Raw genomic sequence first — 22102 nt, forward strand, 5'->3', positions numbered from 1 at the left:
GCCGCGACCGAACGGATGTCACACAAACTTCATGTTTGCGGTGTATCCGCGGTGTCTGTGGTTGTTCTGCAGGCAAAAAATGGCAGCCCAGGGGCTGCCATTGATAGGCACGCCGCTTTCTCAAAGGGGACGGCCAATCCCGTTGCACACGGAAGGGTTGTTGATGTCGAGGTTGTAGCCAGTGGTGTTGGTGATGAAGTTGGCGGTAACGGCGTTTTTCCAGCTCAGTGGCATCACCAGTAATTTGTGCGCCACCACTGCGGCATTGTTGCCAGGATTGCTGTAGTGGGTGGTCAGGAAGGCGCGAATCTCGTTGGCCACGTTGGCATCCCTGTAGCACTGCCCGATGATCAAGTTGCTGTAGGCGACCATTTTGTAGCCGTTGAAAGGGTTCGCCACCACGGGCGACCAATTGGCGGGATTGGCTGCCTGAGACGCTGACGCCGGTGGCGCAACGGACGACAGTCCGAGCGCGACGTTGACCAGGGTTGGCAACACACCATTAAGACGCGCAACGACAGTGTTATCGCTCACCAGTACACCGTCAGGGCCGGAGTAACCGATCGAGCCGTCGACCTGATTGATCGCAGGCAAGACATCTCTGTCGCTCGACACACCGACCCAGTTGCTCGGCAGTGTCAAACCTGACGGCTGGCGCGCCGTCGTGAACAACGAACTGGTCGAGAACTTTGTCGGGCAAACGGAATTGAGGTGGCGAGTGAGGATTTCCGAAGTGCCGCTGGCGTTGTTCCGGTAGACCACGCGAATCGGTGTGGTGTCGGCAGTGCCCATGAGATGGCCCCACGTTGGGGCCTCACCCGACAGCGCCCAGCACAACTGGCTGCTCGTCAGGTTGAGATTACTGATACCGCTTTTCTTATAAGACACGGCGATTGCAGTGCCAACGGATGGCAGCTGGATCAGCGGACCATAACTGGCGTAAAAAGCGCTGTTGTATTGGCTGATTTCGCTTGGCGTCAGGATCGAATCGCTGCCAGTGAAATGCACAGTGCCTGTAGTGCCGAACGGCGCAGCATTGTTGCTTAAAAACGCCGCTTTACCTGCCCCGCTGCCAACACCGGCGTAGCTGAAACTGACCGGCAAAATGCTGTTGGCCGAGCCCTTGTAAAGCGCCGCAGGCAACGTCGCCCCGCCACCGGTCACCGCCAACGCGTGGCCCGACATCAACGCCGCCGACAGCAACGCAACCTTTGCAATGTGTTTGTACATGTTCAATCTCCTTATCGAATGCCCCGCGAACGGGAGCCAAAAAAAATGGCAGCCCCGAGGGCTGCCATTCGTGTTGCAGAGTGAATCGAGCGCCTTACTGAGGACGACCGATGGTGTTGCAGACGCTGGTGTTGTTGATGTTCAGGTTGTAACCGGTAGCGTTGGAAACGAACGTCTCATACACCTTGGTTTTCCAGGCCGATGGAACGGTTACGAAACCGTGGTTCTTGATGGCCAGGTCGTTGGTGGTGGTGTTGTAGTGAGTGGTCAGGAAAGCCTTCACGTCGTTGGCCACAGCTGCATCCTTGTAGCACTGACCGACGATGAGGTTGGTGTAGGCAGCCAGTTTGTAACCGATGGCCGGGTTAGCCACCACTGGCGACCAGCGAATCGGATCAGCAGCCAGAGCAGCGGTCGCTGGTGGAGTTACCGAAGCCAGTGCCAGGGCAACGTTGGCCGACGTTGGCTGTACGTTGTTGATGCGTGAAACCAGGGCGTTGCTGGTGGCGTCAATGCCATCCGGACCGACGTAACCGAGCGAACCATCAACGGCTGCAACGGTAGGCGCAACGTCAGCCGTGCCAGCGACACCGACCCAGTTCGAAGGCAAGGTGGAACCGGCTGGACGTGCCTTGACGAACGTCGAGTTGGTGGTGAATTTGGTTGGGCAGACAGCATTCAGGTGACGGGTGAGAATTTCCGAGGTACCGCTGGAAGTGTTGCGATAAACGATGCGGATCGGCGTGGTGTCAGCAGTGCCCAGCAGGCCGCCCCAGGTCGTCACGGTGCCCGAGAAGGCGTCGCACAGTTGAGCGCTGGTCAGGTTCAGAGCGGTCTGGCCGGATTTTTTGTAAGGGATGGCAACCGAAGTGGCAACCGAAGGCAGTTGGATCAGCGGACCGTATGAAGCACCGAAAGCGCTGTTGTAGGTGCTGATTTCCGAAGCGCTGAGCACCGAGTCGCTGCCGGCGAAGTGCACGGTGCCGGTGGCGCCAAAGCCAGTGGCGACGTTGGTCAGGAAAGCCGTTTTGCCGGCGCCGCTACCCACAGCCGCGTAGCTGAAGTTGGCCGGCAGGATGCTGTCGGCAGAACCTTTGTACAGAGCGGCAGGCAGAGTAGCACCACCACCGGTAACGGCCATGGCTTGTGCGGAAGCCAGAGCGGCGACGGTCAGGGATGCGGCGATCAGAGTGCGCTTGAACATGAAGAATCTCCTTTTCAACTAGGTTGTGAACACAGGTTTTTCGGATGACTTGCATGACGCTTTTATTGAGGACTCACCGGGCCCTCGCTGGCTGGCCGGGGTTAAGTCGCACTGAGAAATTCGCAGTTTCCGGTGACAGATAAAGGAAAAAACCTCGGGAGCTGAATGCTGTTTTCAGAGCGGTTTTCTCGGGTGTTTGCAGGGTTTGGCGGAGTATCTGGATCACGGGTTTGGCGCAATCGGGCTGGAGCCGTTGGCGGGTGGTTGCAGATGACAGAAAGGAGAACCCGAGGATGGTTCTTTTGAGGGTCGGGTGATGCTCAGACCTGGTGTAAAAAGTTTTGCTGATTTTTTGCCTGAGCCGACGTCATCGCGAGCAGGCTCACTCCTACAGGGGACGCATTCCAAATTGTAGGAGTGAGCCTGCTCGCGATGAGGCCGGCCGAGACACCCACAAAACACCAGACACAACGCTACTGGACCAATTGGTTGATCTCAATGATCGGCAACAACACCGCCATCACAATCACCAGCACCACCCCACCCATCACCACAATCATCAGCGGCTCCAGCAGCGCGGTCATGCCCATTGCCCGGCGCTCGATGTCGCGCGACAAGGTCTGCGCTGCGCGCTCGAGCATGGGCGGCAACGAACCGGTTTTTTCGCCGCTGGCGATCAGGTGGATCAGCACCGGCGGGAACACATTCTCGACGCGTAATGCCGCCGCCAGATTCGCCCCCTCGCGGACTTTCGCGGTCGCCTCGCTGACGCTCAGGCTCAAGCGCTCGTTGGACAACGTCTGGCGCGCCGCCTCCAGTGCGCGCAACAACGGCACCCCGGCGCCGCCGAGAATCGCCAGTGTCGAAGCGAAGCGCGCAGTGTTCAGGCCCAGGATAAACCGTCCGAACAGTGGCAACTTCAGCACCCGATGATGCCAGCGCAACCGCGCCGCCGGGTTGCGCAAATACAAGCGCCAGCACCAGAACGCCCCGGCGATGAGCGCCGCACACAACCAGCCCCACGCACGAATGAAATCACTCGCGGTGAGCATCGCCAGAGTCAGCCCCGGCAGATCCTGGCGTGCCTGGGAAAACGCACTGACCACCTGCGGCACCACATAACTGAGCAGGAAAATCACAATGCCGATCGACACCAGACCGACCACGCCCGGGTAGATGAACGCGGTGAGAATCTTGCCGCGCAGGTTGTTGCGCTCCTCGATGTAATCCGCGAGGCGTTCCATGACCTGCGCCAGATCCCCGGACTCCTCCCCTGCGGCGATCAGCGCCCGATAGATCTCGGGAAAATCCCGCGGTCGCGCCGCCAGCGATTCCGCCAGGCGCATGCCGCTGCGCACATCGGCGCGCACGGCGCTGAGGGTGTGGGCGATGTGCTTTTTCTCCGCCTGCTCGACCGTGGCACTCAGCGCCGCTTCCAGCGGCAGACTCGCGCCCAGCAGGCTCGCCAGTTGCCGCGTGGCCCAGGCCAGATCGTTGTCCGACAGCCTGGCACTGAACAATCCGCCGCCGCCGTGCTGGGCAACGTTGCTCTCCTTGTGCACCGACAGCGCGGTCAAACCACGCCCGCGCAAGGCGCTGAACGCCGCGCCCTGACTGTCCGCCTCCAGATGCCCGGACTCGATCTTGCCGCTGGCATCGGCGGCCTCAAAACGATAGCGATTCATCAGGCGTCCCGGGTTACACGCAGGATTTCTTCCGGCGCGGTGGCGCCGCTGCGGATCCAGCGCTCACCGTCCTCGCGCAAACTGAACATCCCGGCTTTGGCGGCCGAGGCGCGCAAGGCCTGCTCCCCTGCCCCTTGGTGAATCAGTGTGCGGATGTCGTCGTCGATACAGAACAATTCATGAATGCCGGTGCGGCCGCTGTAACCGGTCTGGTTGCACGCGGCGCAGCCGACCGGGCGCCAGGTGCCGGGCGCGGCCGGGTCTTCCTGTTTGCACTGGTTGCACAGGCGTCGCACCAGTCGCTGCGCGAGCACGCCAAGCATCGACGAGGCCAGCAGAAACGGCTCGACGCCCATGTCGATCAAGCGGTTGACCGCCGACACCGCGTCGTTGGTGTGCAGCGTCGCCAGCACCAGGTGACCGGTCAGCGAGGCCTGCACGGCGATTTGTGCGGTTTCCAGATCGCGGATCTCGCCGATCATGATGATGTCCGGGTCCTGGCGCAGAATCGCCCGCAGCGCCAGGGCGAAAGTCATGTCGATCTTGGCGTTGACCTGAATCTGGCTGATCCCCGGCAGGTCATATTCGACCGGATCTTCAACGGTCAGAATGTTGCTGGTGCTGGCGTCCAGTCGCGCCAGCGCTGCGTAGAGGCTGGTGGTTTTGCCACTGCCGGTCGGCCCGGTGACCAGCACGATGCCGTGGGGCTGGCGGATCAGCTGATCGAGCTTGGCCAGCACCTGCGCGTCCATGCCGAGGGTTTCCAGTTGCAGGCGCCCGGCCTGTTTGTCGAGCAGGCGCATCACCACCCGTTCGCCATGACCGGTCGGCACCGTCGACACGCGAATATCGATCGGCCGCCCGGCCACGCGCAAAGCAATCCGACCGTCCTGCGGCAGGCGTTTTTCGGCGATGTCGAGCTGGGCCATGATCTTGATCCGCGACACCAGCGCGCCGTGCAGCGCTTTGCGCGGCGAGACCACATCGCGCAGGGTGCCGTCGACGCGGTAGCGCGCCACCGAATGGGTTTCGAATGGCTCGATATGAATGTCGCTGGCCTCGTCGCGCGCCGCCTGAGTCAGCAAGGCGTTGATCATGCGAATCACCGGCGCGCCGTCCTGAGTGTCGAGCAGGTCGGTGATTTCCGGCATGTCCTGCATCAAACGGTCGAGGTCGACTTCGTTTTCCGCAGCACCCACCACGGCGGCAGCGCTGCCGGTGTCGGAATACGCGGCGGCAAGCAAGCCGTCGAGTTCGTCATCGCGCACCCGCTCCAGCCGCGCCACGCCAAACTGGCGCCGCGCTTCGCTGATCGACCAGCCCGGCGTCGACGGGCACACGGTCAGCACGTCATCGCGCAGCAGAATCCGCTGCGCCTTGGCCCAGGCGTAGGGCAAGCGACTCAAGACACACACCTGCCCGTAGGCACTTGATCGTTCCCACGCGCAGCAAAGGAATGCAGCAAGGGACGCTCCGCGTCCCAAAGCCGACGCAGAGCGTCGCAAGAGGCATTCCCACGCAGAGCATGGGAACGATCAAGATCACGACGGGACATGGCGTTCATCGGATGGGCACTGCCTTGATCGTCGCGCGCGGGCCGGAAGTCGGCACCACCGCCGGCACGCCTTGCGCTGCCGAGGGCAACTGCGGCGCCTGCATGTCCGGCATCGCCCAGCTGCGCTCCGGTTGCAGACCGCTCTGCGCGCGGCGCATGAAGTCGTAGCGGTTCAGCGTAATGCTGCGCCCCGCTTCGCTGTCACGAATGATGTACGGGCGCAGGAACACCATCAGGTTGGTCTTGGTGATCGCCCGGCGCTCGTTGCGAAACAGCGCGCCGATCCCGGGAATCGTCGACAGCCACGGCACCGCGTCGTTGCTCTGGCTGTAGCCGTCCTGCAGCAGGCCGCCGAGGACCATGATCTGCCCGTCATCGAGCAGAATACTGGTGTCGATCGCGCGTTTGTTGGTGACGATGCCGGCGGCATTCACGCTGGCGGACGCGCGTTCGTCAATGCTGCTGACTTCCTGATAAATATCGAGCTTGACCGTGCCGCCCTCGGAAATCTGCGGGCGCACATTGAGCTTGAGGCCGACCTCTTCGCGGGTCACGGTCTGGAACGGGTTGTTGCTGGTGCCACCGCCACCGGTGACGTAACTGCCGCTGACAAACGGGATGGTCTGGCCGACGAAAATGCTCGCCGCTTCGTTGTCCAGGGTCAGCAGGTTCGGCGTCGACAGCACGTTGGTGCCGCCCTTGCTCTTCAACGCGCGGGCCAGCACTTTCAGGTCGAGAATCTTGCCGATGCCGGGGATGTCGACGGTGCCGTTGACGTAGCCAAGGTTCAGCCCCTGCGGCAACACATCAAGGCTCGTCTTGCCGCTGAGGTTGATTCCCGAACCGCCCAGATTGGCGCCGCCGATCACGCCTTTGCCGCCCAGATCGCCAGTCTGCCATTGCACGCCGAATTCGCTGGCATCGTCCTCGCCGACTTCGACGATCAGACTTTCGATCACCACTTGCGCACGGCGCTGGTCGAGCAAATCGATGACCTCGCGCAGGTTGCGGTACAGCGGCTCCGGCGCGGAAATGAGCAAGGTGTTGGTGGTGGCGTCGGCCTGAATGGTCACGCCGCCGGCGGTGAACGCGACGTTCTGCTCGCTGCTTTGCGCCCCGCCGCTACTGCTGCTGGCGCCGCTGCCCTGGGCGTAGCTGCCGCCGCTGCTGCCGCTGTTGGTGGTCGTCGCTGTGTTGCCGTTGGTTGACGCACCGTTCTGGGCGCCCTGCCCGGCGTTGCCACCGGTGCTGCTGCCCATGCTGCTGAGCACCGAGCGCGCAGCGTCGCTGGTACCACTGTCGCTCTCGCCGGTGAGCAGCCCCCGCAGCGCCTGCGCCAGTTTCGCCGCTTGCGCGTTGCGCAGGTACACCACATGCAGATTGCTCGGACTGCTCTGCGCGTTGTCGAGTTTGTAGATCAGGTTGCGCGCCAGCTCGGTGCGCTCGGGGCTGCCGGCGCGGATGATGATGCTGTTGGAGCGCGGATCACCGATCACGGCGATTTTTTGCGTCGGATCGTTGCCCGGTGCGTCGAGCAGATCGGCGACCATCGGCGCGATGTCGGCAGCAATGCCGTTCTGGATCTGCACCACGTCGGTGTCGATCGCGCTTGGCGAATCGATGCTGGCGATCAACTGCGCAACGCGCGTGAGGTTCTCGGCGTAATCGGTAATGACGATGGTGTTGTTGCCCGGATAAGCGTTGATCGGGTTATTCGGCGAGACGATCGGCCGCAGCACCGGAATCAGGTTCACCGCGTTCTCGTATTGCAGGCGAAAGGTGCGGGTGAGCATGCCGTTGCCGGCCGGTTTGTCGGCGCTGTAGATCGGCCCGCCGAGCAGTTTCGCATCGGCTTCCGGCACCACTTGGGCGACGCCGCCGACATCGACCACGCTGAAACCCTGCATGCGCAATGCCGCCAGCAACATGTCGTAAGCCTGCCGCGCCGGCACCTGCCCTTCCGAAACCAGGGTCAGCGTGCCCTTGACCCGCGGATCGACGAGAAACTGCTGGCCGGTCGAACGCGACAGCGCGCGCACCACCGCTTGTATATCGGCGTCGACAAAATTCAATGTCACCGGTTGATCACCCAACGGATTGCTCGGCAAGCTGCTGCCCGTAGACGTGGCCCCGGCCCGCGCGCTTTTGCTGATGTTGTGCAACTGTTTGGGCGCCGGTCGCGCCTGCGCCTGCGCGCGTTCGCGATCGAGCACCGCGTCGCCGCTGCGCTGGGTACTCGCCAGCGGTCGGCCCAATTCACTGTCGACCAGCAACGGCGGCTGATTTTGCGGCGTTCCGGTGGTGCTGCACGCACTCAACGCCATCAGCAACAACGGCAATGCCAGTTGTGCCGGTTTGGATCCTGACCCCTTCATGAAGCTTCCTTAGCGCCCAGCGCCTGATCCATGCGAACGGTGCCTGACAACGTGCCGGCAGTGACTTCGGTCGAGGGGTTGTCTGCGCGTTGCAAACGCGCCTCGACCACTTGCAGAGAAAGTTGCGACGGAGTGCTCAGCAGCCAGTCGATTACGGCGTCCGCTGGCGCGCCATCGAAGCTCAGTTGCCAGGCGCCGGCCGCGTCGGGTTGCAGTTGATAGTGCCCGGCCAGGTTGCTGGCCTGCAGGGTTTGCTCCAGCGCCTGGGCCACGCTTTGCCCGTCCGGGCGCACGCTGACGTCGCGCAGCAGCACCTCGAGCGCTTCGGTCTGCGCACGCAGCTTCGGCGTTTCGGTTTGCCAATAGCTGATTTTTTTCAATGGCGGCTGGATCAGCGCAACCCACAGTAAAAGGCCAATCAGCGCCACGGCCATGCCGCCGACCATACGTTTCTCGCGCGGCGCCAACGGCTGCCAGCGCGCTTGCAACTGAGCGGTGAAGCGCTGCCACTTCGCCCGGTAAGGCGCGAGCTTACTCATCTGCTTCTGCTCCGCTGCTGTCGTCGCTGTCGCTTGCACTGGCTTCGCTGGACGGGCGCAAAACCCAGCCCTCGTCGTCGGCGGTGACGCTGATGCCGGCCTGTGCCAACGTGCTTTGCCAATCCTGATTATTCGCGCTACGTCGGGCCTCGCTGAGCAACGCCAGTTGCAAGGTGTCGTCGGCAAAAGTCAGGCGCTCGACCGTGCCGGCCATGGACGGCATGCCGCTGCCGGCCTGCAACACCAGGCGATTGAAGGTTTGCGCCGGATCATCTGTCGCGCCCTTTTGCCGCTCGGCCAATTGCTGCCGCGCCTGTTGCAGCGGGTTGAGAATCACCGGCAACTGCGGGAAGGCCTGTTTGACCCGCTGGCTCATTTGCGCCTTGAGCTGCTGGCCTTGGCTGGCTTCGCGCGCGGCGTACAGATTCAGGCCAACAACCCACACCGCGACAGCCAGCGCCGATAAGCCGATCGCCCGGCCCCAGCCGCGATGCTCGGGGGTTTGCGACTGTACCGCGCCGTGCAAGCCCCAACCCGGCAACGGCCCGGTCCAGCGCTGGGCATCGGCCATCGGCACCTCGGCAGACGCCGGCGCCTGATCGCCAATCCAGTGCAGGGTGGTGCCCGGCTCCCACATCGCGGTGTCGACGTCCTCGCCGAACAATGGCTGCACCCGCGCTGCTTGCACGCTGTCGCGCAGCAGCAGATGCCCGTCCTGCACGCAGGCGACAGTGCCCGGCAACACCGGCAAGCTGTAGGCCGCAGAGTAAAGCCCTCGCAAATTCAGGCCCGTGTGTTTCATCAACTGCGCCAGTTGCTGCAACGGCTGACGCGGTGCCCAGGCGATCTGCACCCGCCCGGCCTCGTCGCGCGGGCCGTGGGCAACGTGCATCTCGCTGAGGTCGCCGAGCACCAAGGCCTGCGCCGCGCACTGCACCGCCGCTGCGGTTTTATTGGCCGGCAGCGGCGGCAGATCGATACTCGCCAACAGGCTGTCCGCCGGGTGCAGAAAACCCAGCAGCGGCGGCAGTTTCGGCACTTGGCTCAACTGCCTCAAACTCATGGATTGTTCGCGGCTGACCTGACCGGCACGGTCCAGCCAGGCAGCGTGCAATTCGCTGTCCAGATCAAGATCCGCCAATGGCGGCAGCGCCACTCTGAGCTGACTCATGCGCCCACCCGCGACCAGATCACTTGTGGCAAGCGGTCCTGACTGCGATGCAGCAACGCCTCGAGACTGACGCGCCGCTGATCGCGCCGTGCTTCGCCGCGCAGGCCAAACCAGTCGCTGGTGATGCCGACCCGCACAGTGGTCAGCTCCAGTTCCGGCATGCGCAAGCGGTTGACGAAATCGCCCCGGTTGATGAACCAGCGCCCGGCATCGCGCTCATTGATCAGCGCCTGCGCGCGCTCCAGCGACAATCCCGGCACATACGCCGCCAACACCGGCGCGGTGGCGGTGTTGCCGTTGAGCCAGGTCGTCGCCGGAATCACCGTCAGGTACGCCGCGAGTTTGTCGATCACCGCGTCATTCACGCCGTCGACGCTGCGCAAATCCTCAAGGCTGCGCAGCATCGGCAGTGTAGGGTTTTGTGGTTTGCGTGAAGCATTGGGCGAGGTCAAGCGACCGCTGTCGAAGGTGTTTTTCGTAGTTTCGGCGATCTGCGGATTGAGCACTCGCGGGTAAGAGCCGATCACCCGCTGAATGATCCGCTGGCTCAACCCGGCATTCACACCGAGCAAGCCGCACAAGCGCTCGAACGCTTGCACCTGCTCATCATCCACGCGTTCGTTGGCCACCAGGTTGCGCAGGTTGAACTTGCCCTGCTCATCCTCCAGCCGCCCCTCAAAACCCTGCGCATTCAAGCGTTGCGCCCACGGCTGATCGAGCCGGGTCAACGGGTCACGCTGGCGTGCATCCCAAAGCAACTGACGACTGATCTCCAGCCCGCCCTGCGCCAGCCAGCGCCCCTGAATGCGCTGCTGATCGGCTTCCAGCGCACGGGTCGACACGCTCTGGCGCGTCAACATCCCCGCCGCGATCACCGCCACCACGGCGGCAATCAACAATGCGCTGATGATCGCCATGCCTCCCTGCTTCGCCCCCTTGGGCGAACGGCGATTCATGGCCGGCCTTACAACTGCCAGGAACCGATATCGGCATTCACGCCGTCGCCGTCCGGCTGACCGTCGGCACCGAGGGAAAAGATGTCGATCTCGCCATTGGCACCGGGGTTGAGGTATTGATAAGGCCGGCCCCACGGATCGTTCGGCAAGCGCTCCAGGTACGAGCGCCAGTTGCTGTTCTTCGCATCCGCCGGCCGCTCGACCAAGACTTTCAGCCCCTGATTCATGCTCGGGTACGTGCCGTGGTCGAGGCGATACAACTTCAACGCCTGCATCAAACCGCCAATGTCCTGCTTCGCCGCCGTCGCCCGCGCCTGATCCGGCCGGTCAAGCACCTTGGGCACCACCATTGCCGCGAGAATCCCCAGAATGACCACCACCACCATGATCTCGATCAGGGTAAAACCCTGCTGACCACGCGGCGTACGCAGCGGTTGTTTGCGCGAAGTGAAAGGTGCGATATCCATCTCGACAGTCCCTGGCTTGGTTCGATTCGACGCGCAGTGTTGCAAGAAGATATGTCAGGGATGTTGAAAATCCTCGGGAGTTTTCGTCGTCAAGCCGTCAAGCACGCGGGTTAGCGTCGAGGGCTGTTTTTTGCTTTTGGGCCTTTTATGCCTGCGCGCTCCCGAGAAGCCGGATTCACCCTGATTGAAGTGCTGGTGGCGCTGGCGATTATTGCCGTGGCGATGTCCGCGGCCGTGCGCGTGGCGGGGTTGATGACGCAGAGCAACGGGCTGCTGCGGGATCGGTCGATTGCGCTGGTGGCGGCGCAGAGCCGGATGGCGGAGTTGCGGTTGGAGGGGCGGTTGCCGACGGGGATGAAAGCGGTTGAGTGTGATCAGGGGCGGTTGTTGTTGCGCTGCGAGCAGGTGATTGGGGCGGCGCAGAATGGGCGGTTGCTCAAGGTGGGGATTCAGGTGTTTGACCGCAGTCAGGATGCGCCGCCGTTGGCCAGGCTGGAGACTTTAGCGTCGCGAACGGACAGCCCCTCACCCTAGCCCTCTCCCCCAGGAGAGGGGACTGATTCGGGGGTATTCGAGGGTTGCGGCGGCCTGGCGATCGATTCAACGCCAACTCTCCGAGGCGTTCAACGCATCAGAATGATATCGTCCACTCCTTTCACCGTTTCTGGCAGATCATGAATAGAGCCCGATTCTCAATCCGTGCCGTTGCTTGTGCGCCTTATCCTTATGCCTTTATGAGCCTTTTATCTTGCCTTCTTTGATCGATGTCTACAGGCCTAAAACATCGCACAATGCGAGGTTGGATAAGTTGCTGGCCGTGAGCGAGGCCAGTATTGAAAGAGCCGAGTCCAACACTGACTTGTTGGACGTAATCCATGGGTTCGCCTCACACAAAGGCCCGCTCGAATACGATCGCACACTCGCATGGCGGTTTTTCGGGACTGGCCTGTTATTGATTGCGAGTGCTGTGGGCCTTTACTGGATTGGACACGTCTATAGCGTCGCACTGTTCTTCTACCGGCTGGAAATTGATCCCGACTCGTTCGGCACAGGCACTGGTTTGCTTGGCATCGTATTGGTCGTTTGGAGTCTGGCATGGATGAAATCCAAATCCGATCGGTTGCCTGCGCTCAGTAAAAGAATTGCTCGACTGTCATCCTACTTCCACAACGGACTGGCTTTCCTGAAAGAGGACTCGGCTACGACCCTCAAGAAGCTGGACACGGAATTTGGTGATTACCGCCGGGGCGACCACAGTCGGGCGCTGCTGAAGTCGATACAGGGTGTATTTAACGGCACGTTGCGCAATCTTTCTTACACGTACCGCCAACTGCACTATGTCAATCGACGAGAGGTAGAGACAACGGTTACCGACGAAAAGGGCAATACCAAAACAGAGACTCGAGTGGTGCACGACCACTACGACCGGTACAGCCTGGTCATCGACTTTCCATGGGTCACCGGGATATCGGTCAGATCTGATTACCAGACACAGAACGACTATTCGCACCCCATGGACACGGCTTCCCCGGATTTCAATAAAGCGTTCCATTTGAGCGGTCGCAGCGAGATGCTCTGTGCGAAATTCATCAAGCCCTCGACGGTGCTCCACTTGCTGAAGCTGTTCGACATCCTCGAACGCCCGAACCTGGAGTTCTCTGACAGCGGACAGCTGTGCCTCAGCTTTGAGAACAACGACCTGTTCGCGTACGGTGCTCAGCATTCGCTGTCTTCACCCAACTATTTTCACGCAGAGATTTCTGCGGGCATCGAACTGCCGCGCCTGATGTCAGTGCTCCAATGGAGTCATGAACTCAGTGAACTGCACGATGACAACTTCAGCGCCCTTCCCCATACAAACCGCCAAGAGAAGTAAGCCATGGACATTGCACTCATCCTCCCCGCTGTAATCGCTATCGTCATAATCGGCGTGGGCCTGAGCATCTACAACGGTATTATCGGGGGGCACAACCGCGTTCAACGTGCCTGGTCAGACGTCCTTGTTTACGAGCGCCAGAAGACCAAGGTGCTCGATCAACTGCAAACGGTGCTGGCAGACTTTATGGTCTATGAGGCCAGCCTTCTGGAAAAAATCACCGGCCTGCGCAGCGCGATAAACGCCCTTCCTGCTGGCGCGAACGGCAATGCCCTCGCGACCGTTGAAACCGCCTCGCGGGAACTGATGGGTGGCTTGCGCATCGCTTTCGAGGCCTACCCTGACCTGAAAGCATCCGAAGCCGCGAATAACATGATGCGTGAAATTGCCGAGCAACAAGAAAACGTCGGCGCCGCCATCACCATTTACAACCGCAACGTCGAACTGTTCAACAACTCCATCGAAATGTTCCCGGGCTCGGTCGTCAATGGCCTGTTCAACAAGAAAACGCGCGTAACACCGTTTTCCGATACCGAAGCTTCGCAAGGCTTCTCGTACACCCCGAATATCTAAGTCGCGACACCGAACCTTTGGGAGCTAGCCTGCTGGCGATATCGAGCCTGCAGTGGGCGGCTTCGTGGTGTTTTTTGGAATTGGTCGATTCGTAGAGGAACGTGGGGCTGGATTCGAGCAGGTTTTGTCTGGTGAAGCTTCACTGAAATCGCCACTTGATTCTGTGCAGATATAGACGCTCGCCACCGAGAGCTGTTTATCACCTATAGGCGGCCGTTACGAGCGGCTGCTTTCGGCCAGAAGCGGACGTTGGCAAGCGACCACTACAGCCAGCGGAGGACTACAAGGTCAATTTTCGGCATTCAAGTTGAGGTCTCTTCTCTGTAAGCATTCAATGGGGTCAGTACTTCGGAACTATCGGAACGAGATACTCCGTCTGAAAATAGGATGAACATCAGTGATGTGTGTTTCAGAGACAATAGAGTTGTTCGGTTTTTTGGAAATATGTGGTAATGCTTTAATTTAGAACTTTCGTCAGGAGGACGTGTGGTCTGTCATTTTTTGCGCGGCATCCGTGATCGTGTTCGGAACATCTTCCGTTCTGAACAGGTAATTGCCAAGGAAACGTGGGGGCTGGTTCCGCTTACCCCTGAGTACCTAGCAGAGGAGCATGGCGGTTACGTCGCCGCAATCGAAACTGCTCTTGCTAACGATCAGGTTCGCAACATTGCGTTGTCCGGCAACTACGGTGTCGGTAAGAGCAGTATCATGCGGGAAGTCGCTCGGCGGCAGAATAATCGTATCGTAGAGCTATCTCTCTCGACGCTTGCCCCCATCGAAGCTACTCAGCTTGATAACTCTGTGCCTATCCAAGCCACAACTCCAACCAATCGCATTCAGCAAGAGATTGTCAAGCAACTGCTCTATCGAGAATATCCGAGCAAAACCCCTGGCTCACGGTTTCGGCGTATTGAGCGTTTCCGATGGTGGCGGGCTATTGGAACATCGGTGTTGCTGGGGTTTGTCGTTGCTGTAGTTTTCCTGCTGACTGGATGGACCGTAAAAATTGATGCTGTGCTCACGCCACACGTGGTTATTGGCGTTTGGACTCACGCTGCCATTTGGAGCGCTGCGACACTGATTATCCTGATGGTGAGCTGGATATTGTATGGAAAATTGCATATCAAGCAGCTATCCGCAGGGGCTGCAACAGTCACGCTCAACGAAAGCTCAGTTTCGTACTTTGACCAGTATCTCGACGAGATTGTCTACTTCTTTGAGGTCTCGAATCGTGATGTTGTTCTCTTCGAAGACATTGACCGTTTCAACGACGCTCATATCTTTGAGACGCTTCGGGCGCTGAGTACTTTGCTCAACGCCTCTCCCCAGATAAAGAAGCCGATCCGATTCATCTATGCGATCAAGGACAGCATCTTTGATCGTATCGGTCTAGAGACAGAAGGTCGCTGTTTTGGTACAGAGTTGATCGTGACGGACGACTCTGCACACGTCGAGGCTATACGCGCCAACCGCACGAAATTTTTCGATCTAGTCATCCCGGTGGTTCCCTTTATAACGCACCGCAGCGCGCGCAACTTAGCACTACAGCTACTTAGTCAAGTTGAGCACCGGGTAGCTCTAGAGTTACTCGACTTAGCGACGCAGTTCGTACCGGATATGCGGCTGCTCAAGAACGTCCGTAACGAATTCATCGTATTCCGCGATCGAATCTTTTCCGGCGACGGCAAGCATCTAAACCTGAGCGAGACTGACCTTTTTGCGATGATGCTCTATAAAAGTACGCATCTAACGGATTTCGAAACTATCCGGCTCGGCCATAGCAAGCTGGACATACTCTACAAGCTTAGTCGCGAACTGGTGACTGAAAACATCAGGAGAATCGAAGGCGAGATTCGCGCGCTTCGCCAGCAGATTTCACGGATCAACGGGGCTGCCACTCGCAGTGCTCAGCTGGGCGAGCGCCTGCTTGCGCACGTGCAGCGGACAATTGAGGCTGTTGATTTCCGAATACATAGTCCTGTGTATTTGCTTGAGGGAGTCGCGAAGTCTCCAAAAGAGCTCATGGAAGCGGAGTTCTGGGCAACCTTCGTTTCTCCGGAAAAAAACTCGGCACTTATATATTACGACAGCTACTTCAATAACAAATTGTCATTCACTCGCGATAGTCTTGCGGCTGCGCTTAGTGACCCTCTAGACGCCGAGAGCTGGAACGAAACGGATCTCAAAGCGTACAGTGAGCAGATCGATGAGAAGATGCAGGAAATTAAATTTTTGGGTAGCGCTGATCTCGGTGATCTTGTCCAACAACCGAAATTTTTCGTCGAGTACAAAGATAATAACCAGTCCTTCGATGCGATCGCAAAGTCCATTCTAACACCAGGATTGGCGTATCAAGTCGTTCGTGCAGGCTATATCAACCGCAACTTCACGCTCTACACGTCAACTTTCCATGGGGATCGCATCGGACCCGCTGCCACGAATTTCATTATCCATCACGTTGAGCGAGATCTGACGGATCAACACTTCGAACTAAGCCCGGAGGACGTGGACGCTATAGTCCGCGAGCGAGGTAAGGGCGCGCTGAAAGAGCCTGCGCTTTACAACATCAATATCCTAGACCATCTTCTGGGTAGACATATAGACCATGCCGACATCATGATCCGCTCGCTAGTTAGTCTTGGAGATCGTCAGGCTAGTTTTCTGCAGGCTTACCTTACCGCAGGGAAAGAGTGCGTACGCCTCATCGAAAGGTTCACAGCCGCATCCACACAAGTGCTCATGTATCTCGTAAATCAGGTGGATCTGGACGACTCTTCAAGGCTAGTGCTTTTGAACGTAGCGCTAGCACACCTGACGTCTTTACGGCAGCGGATAGATTCAACAGTGTCGTCGTACTTGTCGGCGCACTATGCTGAGTTCGAGGTTCTGACGTCCGAAGCGACCATCCCTGCCCAGGCTGAACGCATCAGCGTTCTCTTCGAGAATGCGAGTATTATAGTGCCTCACCTGGAACTGTTGGGTTGCCATAATCGTAAGTCGTTTGTGTCACGCAATTTGTATGAGATCACGTGTTTGAACCTCGCGATCGCCATCGAAAATACTACAACTGTAGCACTTGACGTCATCAGAGATCGTAGTGAGACAGTGTACGATTATGTACTCAGGCATTTGAGCAAGTACTTGGATGCTATCGATGGTTCCTCCGCGACTATAGATGCGAACGAACACTTCCTCGCAGTGTTAGAAGATGTACTTATGCGAGAATCAGATCGAATTGGTGACGTGATTGAGCGTGCTGCCGCAGATTGTGTGGTTCCAGATATCGCGGATGTTTCTGAGGGCGCATGGCCAGCTCTGGCCGAACATAAACGTTTCCCAGCAACCTTCAGCAACGTTAGCCGCTATGTCGTGGCTCTTGGAGCGGTCGATGAGTATTTGGCAAAAAACCTGACGGCTGCTGCCGATATCACCGACACCGATACCGCTGACGAGGACTTGAAGATGGCGTTGGCAACAGCAATTCTGGCGGCATCGGATAATCTACCATCCGTTGAACTCCGTACAAAGCTGGTCGCGAGCATGAGCCTGCGCTGCTATCTTGAGGTTAGCGAAATCGCGGCGGAAGCTGGTCGCCTCTTCGCACAGTTGCTCAAGTACAACATCATTGCGGATGACACAACATCCTATGAGCACCTTGCAAACACCGATTGGGCGACGCGAAAAGGGTTTATCCTAGAGTCGCGGGAGTTCTCAAGCTACATGACCCCTGCATTAGTGGGATCGGATCTGGCAGAACTTCTGAAAAGCGATGAGGTTGCTCCCGCAATAAAGGAAGTTATTGTTGAGCAGGCCGCAAATTATGTTGCGGTGGCGGACCATGTAGGACTAACTGAACTCGCACGATACGCTAGCCGATGCGGACGAAACCTTACGCCCGATATTGTACAGAGGATGGCGCAAGAAAATGTTTCAACACCGCAGATCTTGCTATTACTTAAGCCGCACCTAGCGGTGATAAGTCGTGACCAGTTGTTTACGATTCTGCAAACACTTGATGATGAATACCCTAAGCTCACTGAGGTGGGCAGGAGTAGATTGCGGATCCCAGATACTGATGCTGATCGTGAGCTATTGGAACGTCTTAAGCAGGAGAATACTGTAAGCAGTTACGACATAAATAAGGGGATGATAGAAGTAAATAGGAAGCGTAAGTGAAATTTACTATGCCACCGCGTAAGGGTGGCTTTTTGTCGATTTCTGCTCTTCGCCACTCGATCCATCGGAAGCCTCCATAATCCAATATGAACATTTAACTTGCCATATTCACTCATGAGTTTTCGCAGACTTTTTAGGTCTATGGTGGACTGAGTTCATTCGACCACTTATATCTCATCTACTTCAGGCGGCACGGATGAACGGCCAATGTCCACTAATGGCCGATAGCGGTCGTTAGGGTCAAAAGCAGTCAATGGTGTGGCATCTGTCAGCCTTAATCGTCCTTTCATCAAAAGATGATGAGCGCCAAAAGCTGTCTTCAATGTGTCCATGGAGCGGGGTGGATTTTGCCTAGCTCAGGTTGATGTTAAAGCTCGCGCCGGCTCTTTAATATCAAGTAATATTATCCAAAGCTCCACTGTGCCGCGGGCTTTAGGTGATTTATGATTAGTAACGTTGATGATTCATCAAGTTTCCGCTTTCCAAGGAAGACTCCATGCCAGAAACACCTGAAGTGATTCTTCGTCTGAACGGCGAAAAAGTAAAATTCGAAAGCTATGAAAAAATGCGGTCATTCTTGGAGCCGGAGATTGCGCATTGGGAATGGTTGACTAAATTACCCGATGCGTACAAAGATGCAGGTCAGGCAATATTTGAAACTTACTTCTCGAGGCCAATTCAGGAGATTAAGCAGTACACTAGTAAGAAAGTATTGCCAGAGTTTAGATTGGAGAATGAAAAAATGCCATTCATTCTCTACGATAGTGACGAAGGTTTCCTTATCAGAAGGGCTAAGGAGGAGTATGATGAGATAACTGCTGCTCTGGCTCTTGTGTATTTGAATAGGCATACAAGAAGTGCTGTTCATCGTGATGGACAAATAAGCAGTCTGATACAGAGTGATCGGCTCTCGTTCGAAAAGTCGATTGCAATACAAATTGCTATTTCTCTTCAAGGTTTTTCTTCCATAGGCTCTGAAGCTCGTTCATCCGTGATGAAGGAAACATTAGATCGTTTTATCTCCCATGCAGAGTTAGCGACCGATGCGGTCAATGAATATGTTACAGACATAATTGACTTAACATCATCGGCAAAATCCGAAATGGACGAACTTGCCAATTCGCTGACTGCTGCTTACTTGCGGCGCCGCAGGAGATATGGTGCTTACATGCTAAAGGTTCGTGACTCTTCACGAGCAGCCGTTAGCGAAGCGATGCATACTTTGGCATCTGCGAAAGCGGCTTATCATGACCAAGTAGACTTAGATGCTTCTGTTCAGTACTGGAGTGTACGTAGGCGTAATCATTCGATATTTAAGGTTGTTTGGTTTTTTGCTATCTTGCTAAGCATGGCTGTAATGTTTAGTTCAGTGCTAGGTTACTTCGGGACTGGTGGTGCTGTGGGGCTTTCTAGTCTAGTCCACCAGATGCGCATGGAACAGGCAATCCCTGTAAGTCCACCTTCAGTGCAATTAGAAGCATCATCCTCAACGCCACCAACTGATGTTGAACTCATTACAACCAAGCTCGCGCCTATTACTACGGAGTCCTCAACGGACCCCGTTTCCTCATTGTCGAAAATCGCCTTATCAGGCCCTGTTCGCTCTGAGCTTACCATTGCAGTGGCGGATATAGCTGGAGCCGCACTCTTGATAACGTTGTTAGGGATTCTTATAAAAATTACTCTTCGCCAGTTTAATACCCACTCTTACCTGGCGCTGGAGGCTGAAGAAAGGATTACTTTTACAAAGACATATTTGGCGTTGCTGAATGAAGGTAAATTAAAGTCTGAGGATGATCGAAAGTTGGTATTGGAAAGCTTGTTTAGGTCTACGAAATCCGGGTCTATAGAAGAAATTCCATTTTCGAGCCCTTTAGAGTTAATTTTCAAAACTATTGCTGAGAAAAAACCAAGTTAGGTCTTGATGACGCAGGCGAATCTCGGTTCGACAGCTGACAACGGATGACTGCTTTCGACCCATTCCAGAACGACCGCTATTGGCCGATAGCTGCCGCAAACGAACGGCGGCTTTCGGCCAGAAGCAGACATTCCCTTGCGACGCATGCATTCGCTGAAACCGGCCTGTAGTAGGATGCGGATTTAATCGAATGAAGCTTCATAATGGATATTCGGGCACTTGAAGAAAGCACTGTCTTATCGATCACAGTCGACCAAGCTCATCGCTTTTTCGAGATGGTTGTGAGACTGGATGACGGGACCAAAAACAAACTGATGGCATGGAACGCGGACGGCACGGAGCTAGCTATCAAACTTGGCGCTCTTTACGTTCAAAGCTGCAGCGAGCTCGGAGAACTTGAAGGGATAAACGTCGTTGATAATGGTTTATTGCTTGAAGGTGATTTTGGAGATATCACGATTCAAGCCACCTCGTTTTCTATTGAAAAACTGGTGTAACTACGGTTCTGGAGGCTATTGCGAGCTGAAAGCGACCTACACGTCCGCCCCGCTCAGCCGAGCGGACTGAAACTGAGAACAGGGAGACCGCTCATCACCCGATTAATCTCCCCAACCACCCGCCTCGTCGCCTCCTCGATCGTTCCCTCGTTCCGGCATAAAAACCAACCCTGTTCAGCAACCGCTTGCTCAAACGCCTGAGTACAAGCGACATGCTCCTCCAGACCACGAAGCACAGTACTGCTCAAGCCGCGCCGTCGTGCAGCCGCCCTCGCCCAGGAAATCTCTGCCGCTGTGACCACGCCGACATGCAGGTCTGGCACCTGGACGTCACGATCAAGGTTCAACTGCAGGATTTCTGCGAACGGGACTGTCCGGCGAAATGCGGCCTCGGACGGGTACCAGCGATCGATCAGGATAATGCTGTCGGTGGGTTGTCGGGTCAGCACGTGCCGGGAAATCCAGCGGCGGCTATCAGCCAGACGCTGGCAAACTTGCAGTTCCAGAGCCCGGTCAGGCTGGCGGGCGAGTCGGTTTACCAATTGCATTGTCTCGCCCCGGAACGGGTCGCTTTTCTTCTCGCAAAGCCGGATGACTTTCTGGTTGTCGGCCCTCAGGGCTTCGGTGATGGCTTCCAACAGCGAGGTTTTGCCGACGCCTTTGGGGCCATCCAGCGCGACGAACAGCGGACGATTCATTTTCACGGGCTTCAACGGGGAGTAGTGAACACTCTAACGGATTTTCAGGTTGAACCTCTGCCGTTCAGGCGAACTCCCAAACCTGAATACAGGAGAAACCTATGACTCAGACAGCTTTGGTCGTGGGCGCCAGCGGCATCGTCGGCAGCGCCATCACGCAGTTACTCATCGACAACCAGTGGCAGGTCGCCGCGCTGTCGCGGCACCCCTCGCAAGCGCAAGGCGTGATCCCGGTCGCGGCTGACCTCCAGGATCCGGCTTCGCTGGAACGTGCACTTGCGGGGTTGAAACCCACCCATGTGTTCATCACCACATGGTCACGGCAAGCCACGGAAGCCGAGAACATTCGCGTCAATGCCGCCATGGTACGCAACGTCCTCAGCGCCGTTCGCCCAGCCAAGAGCGTTGAGCACGTAGCGCTGGTGACCGGCCTGAAACACTACCTCGGCCCGTTCGAAGCGTATGGAAAAGGCAGCCTGCCGCAAACACCGTTTCGCGAAGAGCAGGGTCGTCTGGATGTCGAGAATTTCTATTACGCCCAGGAAGACGAACTCTTCGCCGCCGCCGAACAGGACGGTTTTACCTGGAGCGTTCACCGCCCACATACCGTCACCGGGGTAGCCGTTGGCAACGCGATGAACATGGCAACCACCCTCGCCGTCTATGCCTCGATTTGCAAACACACTAATCGCCCTTTTGTGTTTCCCGGATCACGGGTGCAATGGGACAGCCTCACCGACATGACGGACGCGCGGCAGTTGGCGAAACAGCAACTATGGGCGGCCACCACGCCGGCGGCGGCCAACCAGGCATTCAATGTCACCAATGGCGATGTGTTTCGCTGGAAATGGATGTGGGGGCGGATTGCCGAATACTTCGAGGTGCCTGCCGCCGACTATCCCGCGTCCCTCTCACCGCTTGAGAAGCAGATGGCCAACGACCAAACCGTGTGGACGCAAATAGTTGCCGAACACGGTTTGAAGGAATCTGACATTGGTCGCCTGATATCGCCATGGCATACCGATGCAGACCTTGGTCGCCCCATCGAAGTGGTCACGGACATGTCGAAAAGTCGTGCAATGGGGTTCACGGCCTACCAGGCGAGCGATCAGGCATTTTTCGATGTGTTCGACAAACTGCGCGAGATGCGCTTGATACCTTAGGTCGTTCCACAGCGGATAT

General features: G+C 57.4%; 17 protein-coding genes. 7 read left to right on the top strand and 10 right to left on the bottom strand.

Features of this window, described 5'->3' with window-relative positions; genetic code table 11:
• Positions 1-120: 120 nt before the first annotated feature.
• The 9 genes from J3P75_RS15930 to gspG all read right to left on the bottom strand — a co-directional run bounded on the left by J3P75_RS15930 (position 121) and on the right by gspG (position 11182).
• Complete coding sequence (locus tag J3P75_RS15930; protein ID WP_434707374.1) at positions 121-1230, bottom strand: substrate-binding domain-containing protein; 1110 nt, start codon at positions 1228-1230, stop codon at positions 121-123.
• A 94-nt stretch (positions 1231-1324) separates the two neighbouring features.
• Positions 1325-2434 carry a substrate-binding domain-containing protein gene (locus tag J3P75_RS15935; RefSeq protein WP_434589348.1) on the bottom strand — a complete coding sequence of 370 codons (1110 nt, stop codon included), beginning with the start codon at positions 2432-2434 and terminating at the stop codon, positions 1325-1327.
• Positions 2435-2907: 473 nt separating this feature from the next.
• Positions 2908-4119, bottom strand: a complete 1212-nt coding sequence (gene gspF, locus J3P75_RS15940) for a type II secretion system inner membrane protein GspF (RefSeq protein ID WP_206416442.1) — start codon at positions 4117-4119, stop codon at positions 2908-2910.
• The gene (gspE, locus tag J3P75_RS15945; protein ID WP_434707375.1) at positions 4119-5525 is read right to left on the bottom strand and encodes a type II secretion system ATPase GspE; all 1407 of its coding nucleotides are present in this window, start codon (positions 5523-5525) and stop codon (positions 4119-4121) included. The genes gspF and gspE overlap by 1 nt, the downstream gene beginning before the upstream one ends.
• Before the next feature lie 154 nt (positions 5526-5679).
• Complete coding sequence (gene gspD, locus J3P75_RS15950) at positions 5680-8049, bottom strand: type II secretion system secretin GspD (RefSeq protein ID WP_434707376.1); 2370 nt, start codon at positions 8047-8049, stop codon at positions 5680-5682.
• Positions 8046-8588, bottom strand: coding sequence for a type II secretion system protein GspM (gene gspM, locus J3P75_RS15955; protein ID WP_434707377.1), 543 nt, complete (start codon positions 8586-8588; stop codon positions 8046-8048). The genes gspD and gspM overlap by 4 nt, the downstream gene beginning before the upstream one ends.
• On the bottom strand, positions 8581-9759 hold the full coding sequence (gspL, locus tag J3P75_RS15960; protein WP_434707378.1) for a type II secretion system protein GspL: 1179 nt from the start codon (positions 9757-9759) through the stop codon (positions 8581-8583). Before gspL ends, gspM begins: the two co-directional genes overlap by 8 nt.
• Entirely contained in the window at positions 9756-10715 is a 960-nt protein-coding gene (gene gspK / locus J3P75_RS15965) for a type II secretion system minor pseudopilin GspK (RefSeq protein WP_434707379.1), read from the bottom strand. Before gspK ends, gspL begins: the two co-directional genes overlap by 4 nt.
• Before the next feature lie 8 nt (positions 10716-10723).
• Positions 10724-11182 (bottom strand): type II secretion system major pseudopilin GspG, encoded by a 459-nt coding sequence (gene gspG, locus J3P75_RS15970; protein ID WP_090282977.1) that lies wholly within the window; start codon positions 11180-11182, stop codon positions 10724-10726.
• A gap of 147 nt (positions 11183-11329) precedes the next feature.
• On the opposite strand from gspG, the gene gspI reads away from it, so the two are divergent.
• The 6 genes from gspI to J3P75_RS16000 all read left to right on the top strand — a co-directional run bounded on the left by gspI (position 11330) and on the right by J3P75_RS16000 (position 20222).
• Positions 11330-11716 (top strand): type II secretion system minor pseudopilin GspI, encoded by a 387-nt coding sequence (gene gspI, locus J3P75_RS15975; RefSeq protein ID WP_434707380.1) that lies wholly within the window; start codon positions 11330-11332, stop codon positions 11714-11716.
• Positions 11717-11930: 214 nt separating this feature from the next.
• Complete coding sequence (locus J3P75_RS15980) at positions 11931-13058, top strand: hypothetical protein (protein ID WP_434707381.1); 1128 nt, start codon at positions 11931-11933, stop codon at positions 13056-13058.
• Between the two features lie 3 nt (positions 13059-13061).
• Entirely contained in the window at positions 13062-13631 is a 570-nt protein-coding gene (locus J3P75_RS15985) for a LemA family protein (RefSeq protein WP_434707382.1), read from the top strand.
• A 486-nt stretch (positions 13632-14117) separates the two neighbouring features.
• Entirely contained in the window at positions 14118-17807 is a 3690-nt protein-coding gene (locus J3P75_RS15990) for a DNA-binding protein (RefSeq protein ID WP_434707383.1), read from the top strand.
• 496 nt (positions 17808-18303) lie between these two features.
• A complete protein-coding gene (locus J3P75_RS15995) occupies positions 18304-19725 on the top strand; it encodes a DUF6161 domain-containing protein (protein ID WP_434707384.1) in 1422 nt (473 codons plus the stop codon).
• A 203-nt stretch (positions 19726-19928) separates the two neighbouring features.
• Positions 19929-20222: a hypothetical protein gene (locus J3P75_RS16000; protein ID WP_434707385.1), complete on the top strand. Its 294-nt coding sequence runs from the start codon at positions 19929-19931 to the stop codon at positions 20220-20222.
• A 53-nt stretch (positions 20223-20275) separates the two neighbouring features.
• Here J3P75_RS16000 and J3P75_RS16005 read toward each other — a convergent pair whose 3' ends face one another.
• A complete protein-coding gene (locus J3P75_RS16005; RefSeq protein ID WP_434707386.1) occupies positions 20276-20920 on the bottom strand; it encodes a thymidylate kinase in 645 nt (214 codons plus the stop codon).
• A 101-nt stretch (positions 20921-21021) separates the two neighbouring features.
• Here J3P75_RS16005 and J3P75_RS16010 point away from each other — a divergent pair, with 101 nt between their 5' ends.
• Positions 21022-22083, top strand: coding sequence for an SDR family oxidoreductase (locus tag J3P75_RS16010; protein WP_434707387.1), 1062 nt, complete (start codon positions 21022-21024; stop codon positions 22081-22083).
• Positions 22084-22102: the final 19 nt, after the last annotated feature.

It is taken from the genome of Pseudomonas sp. R1-1 (assembly GCF_051132135.1).
Taxonomy (GTDB): Bacteria; Pseudomonadota; Gammaproteobacteria; order Pseudomonadales; family Pseudomonadaceae; genus Aquipseudomonas.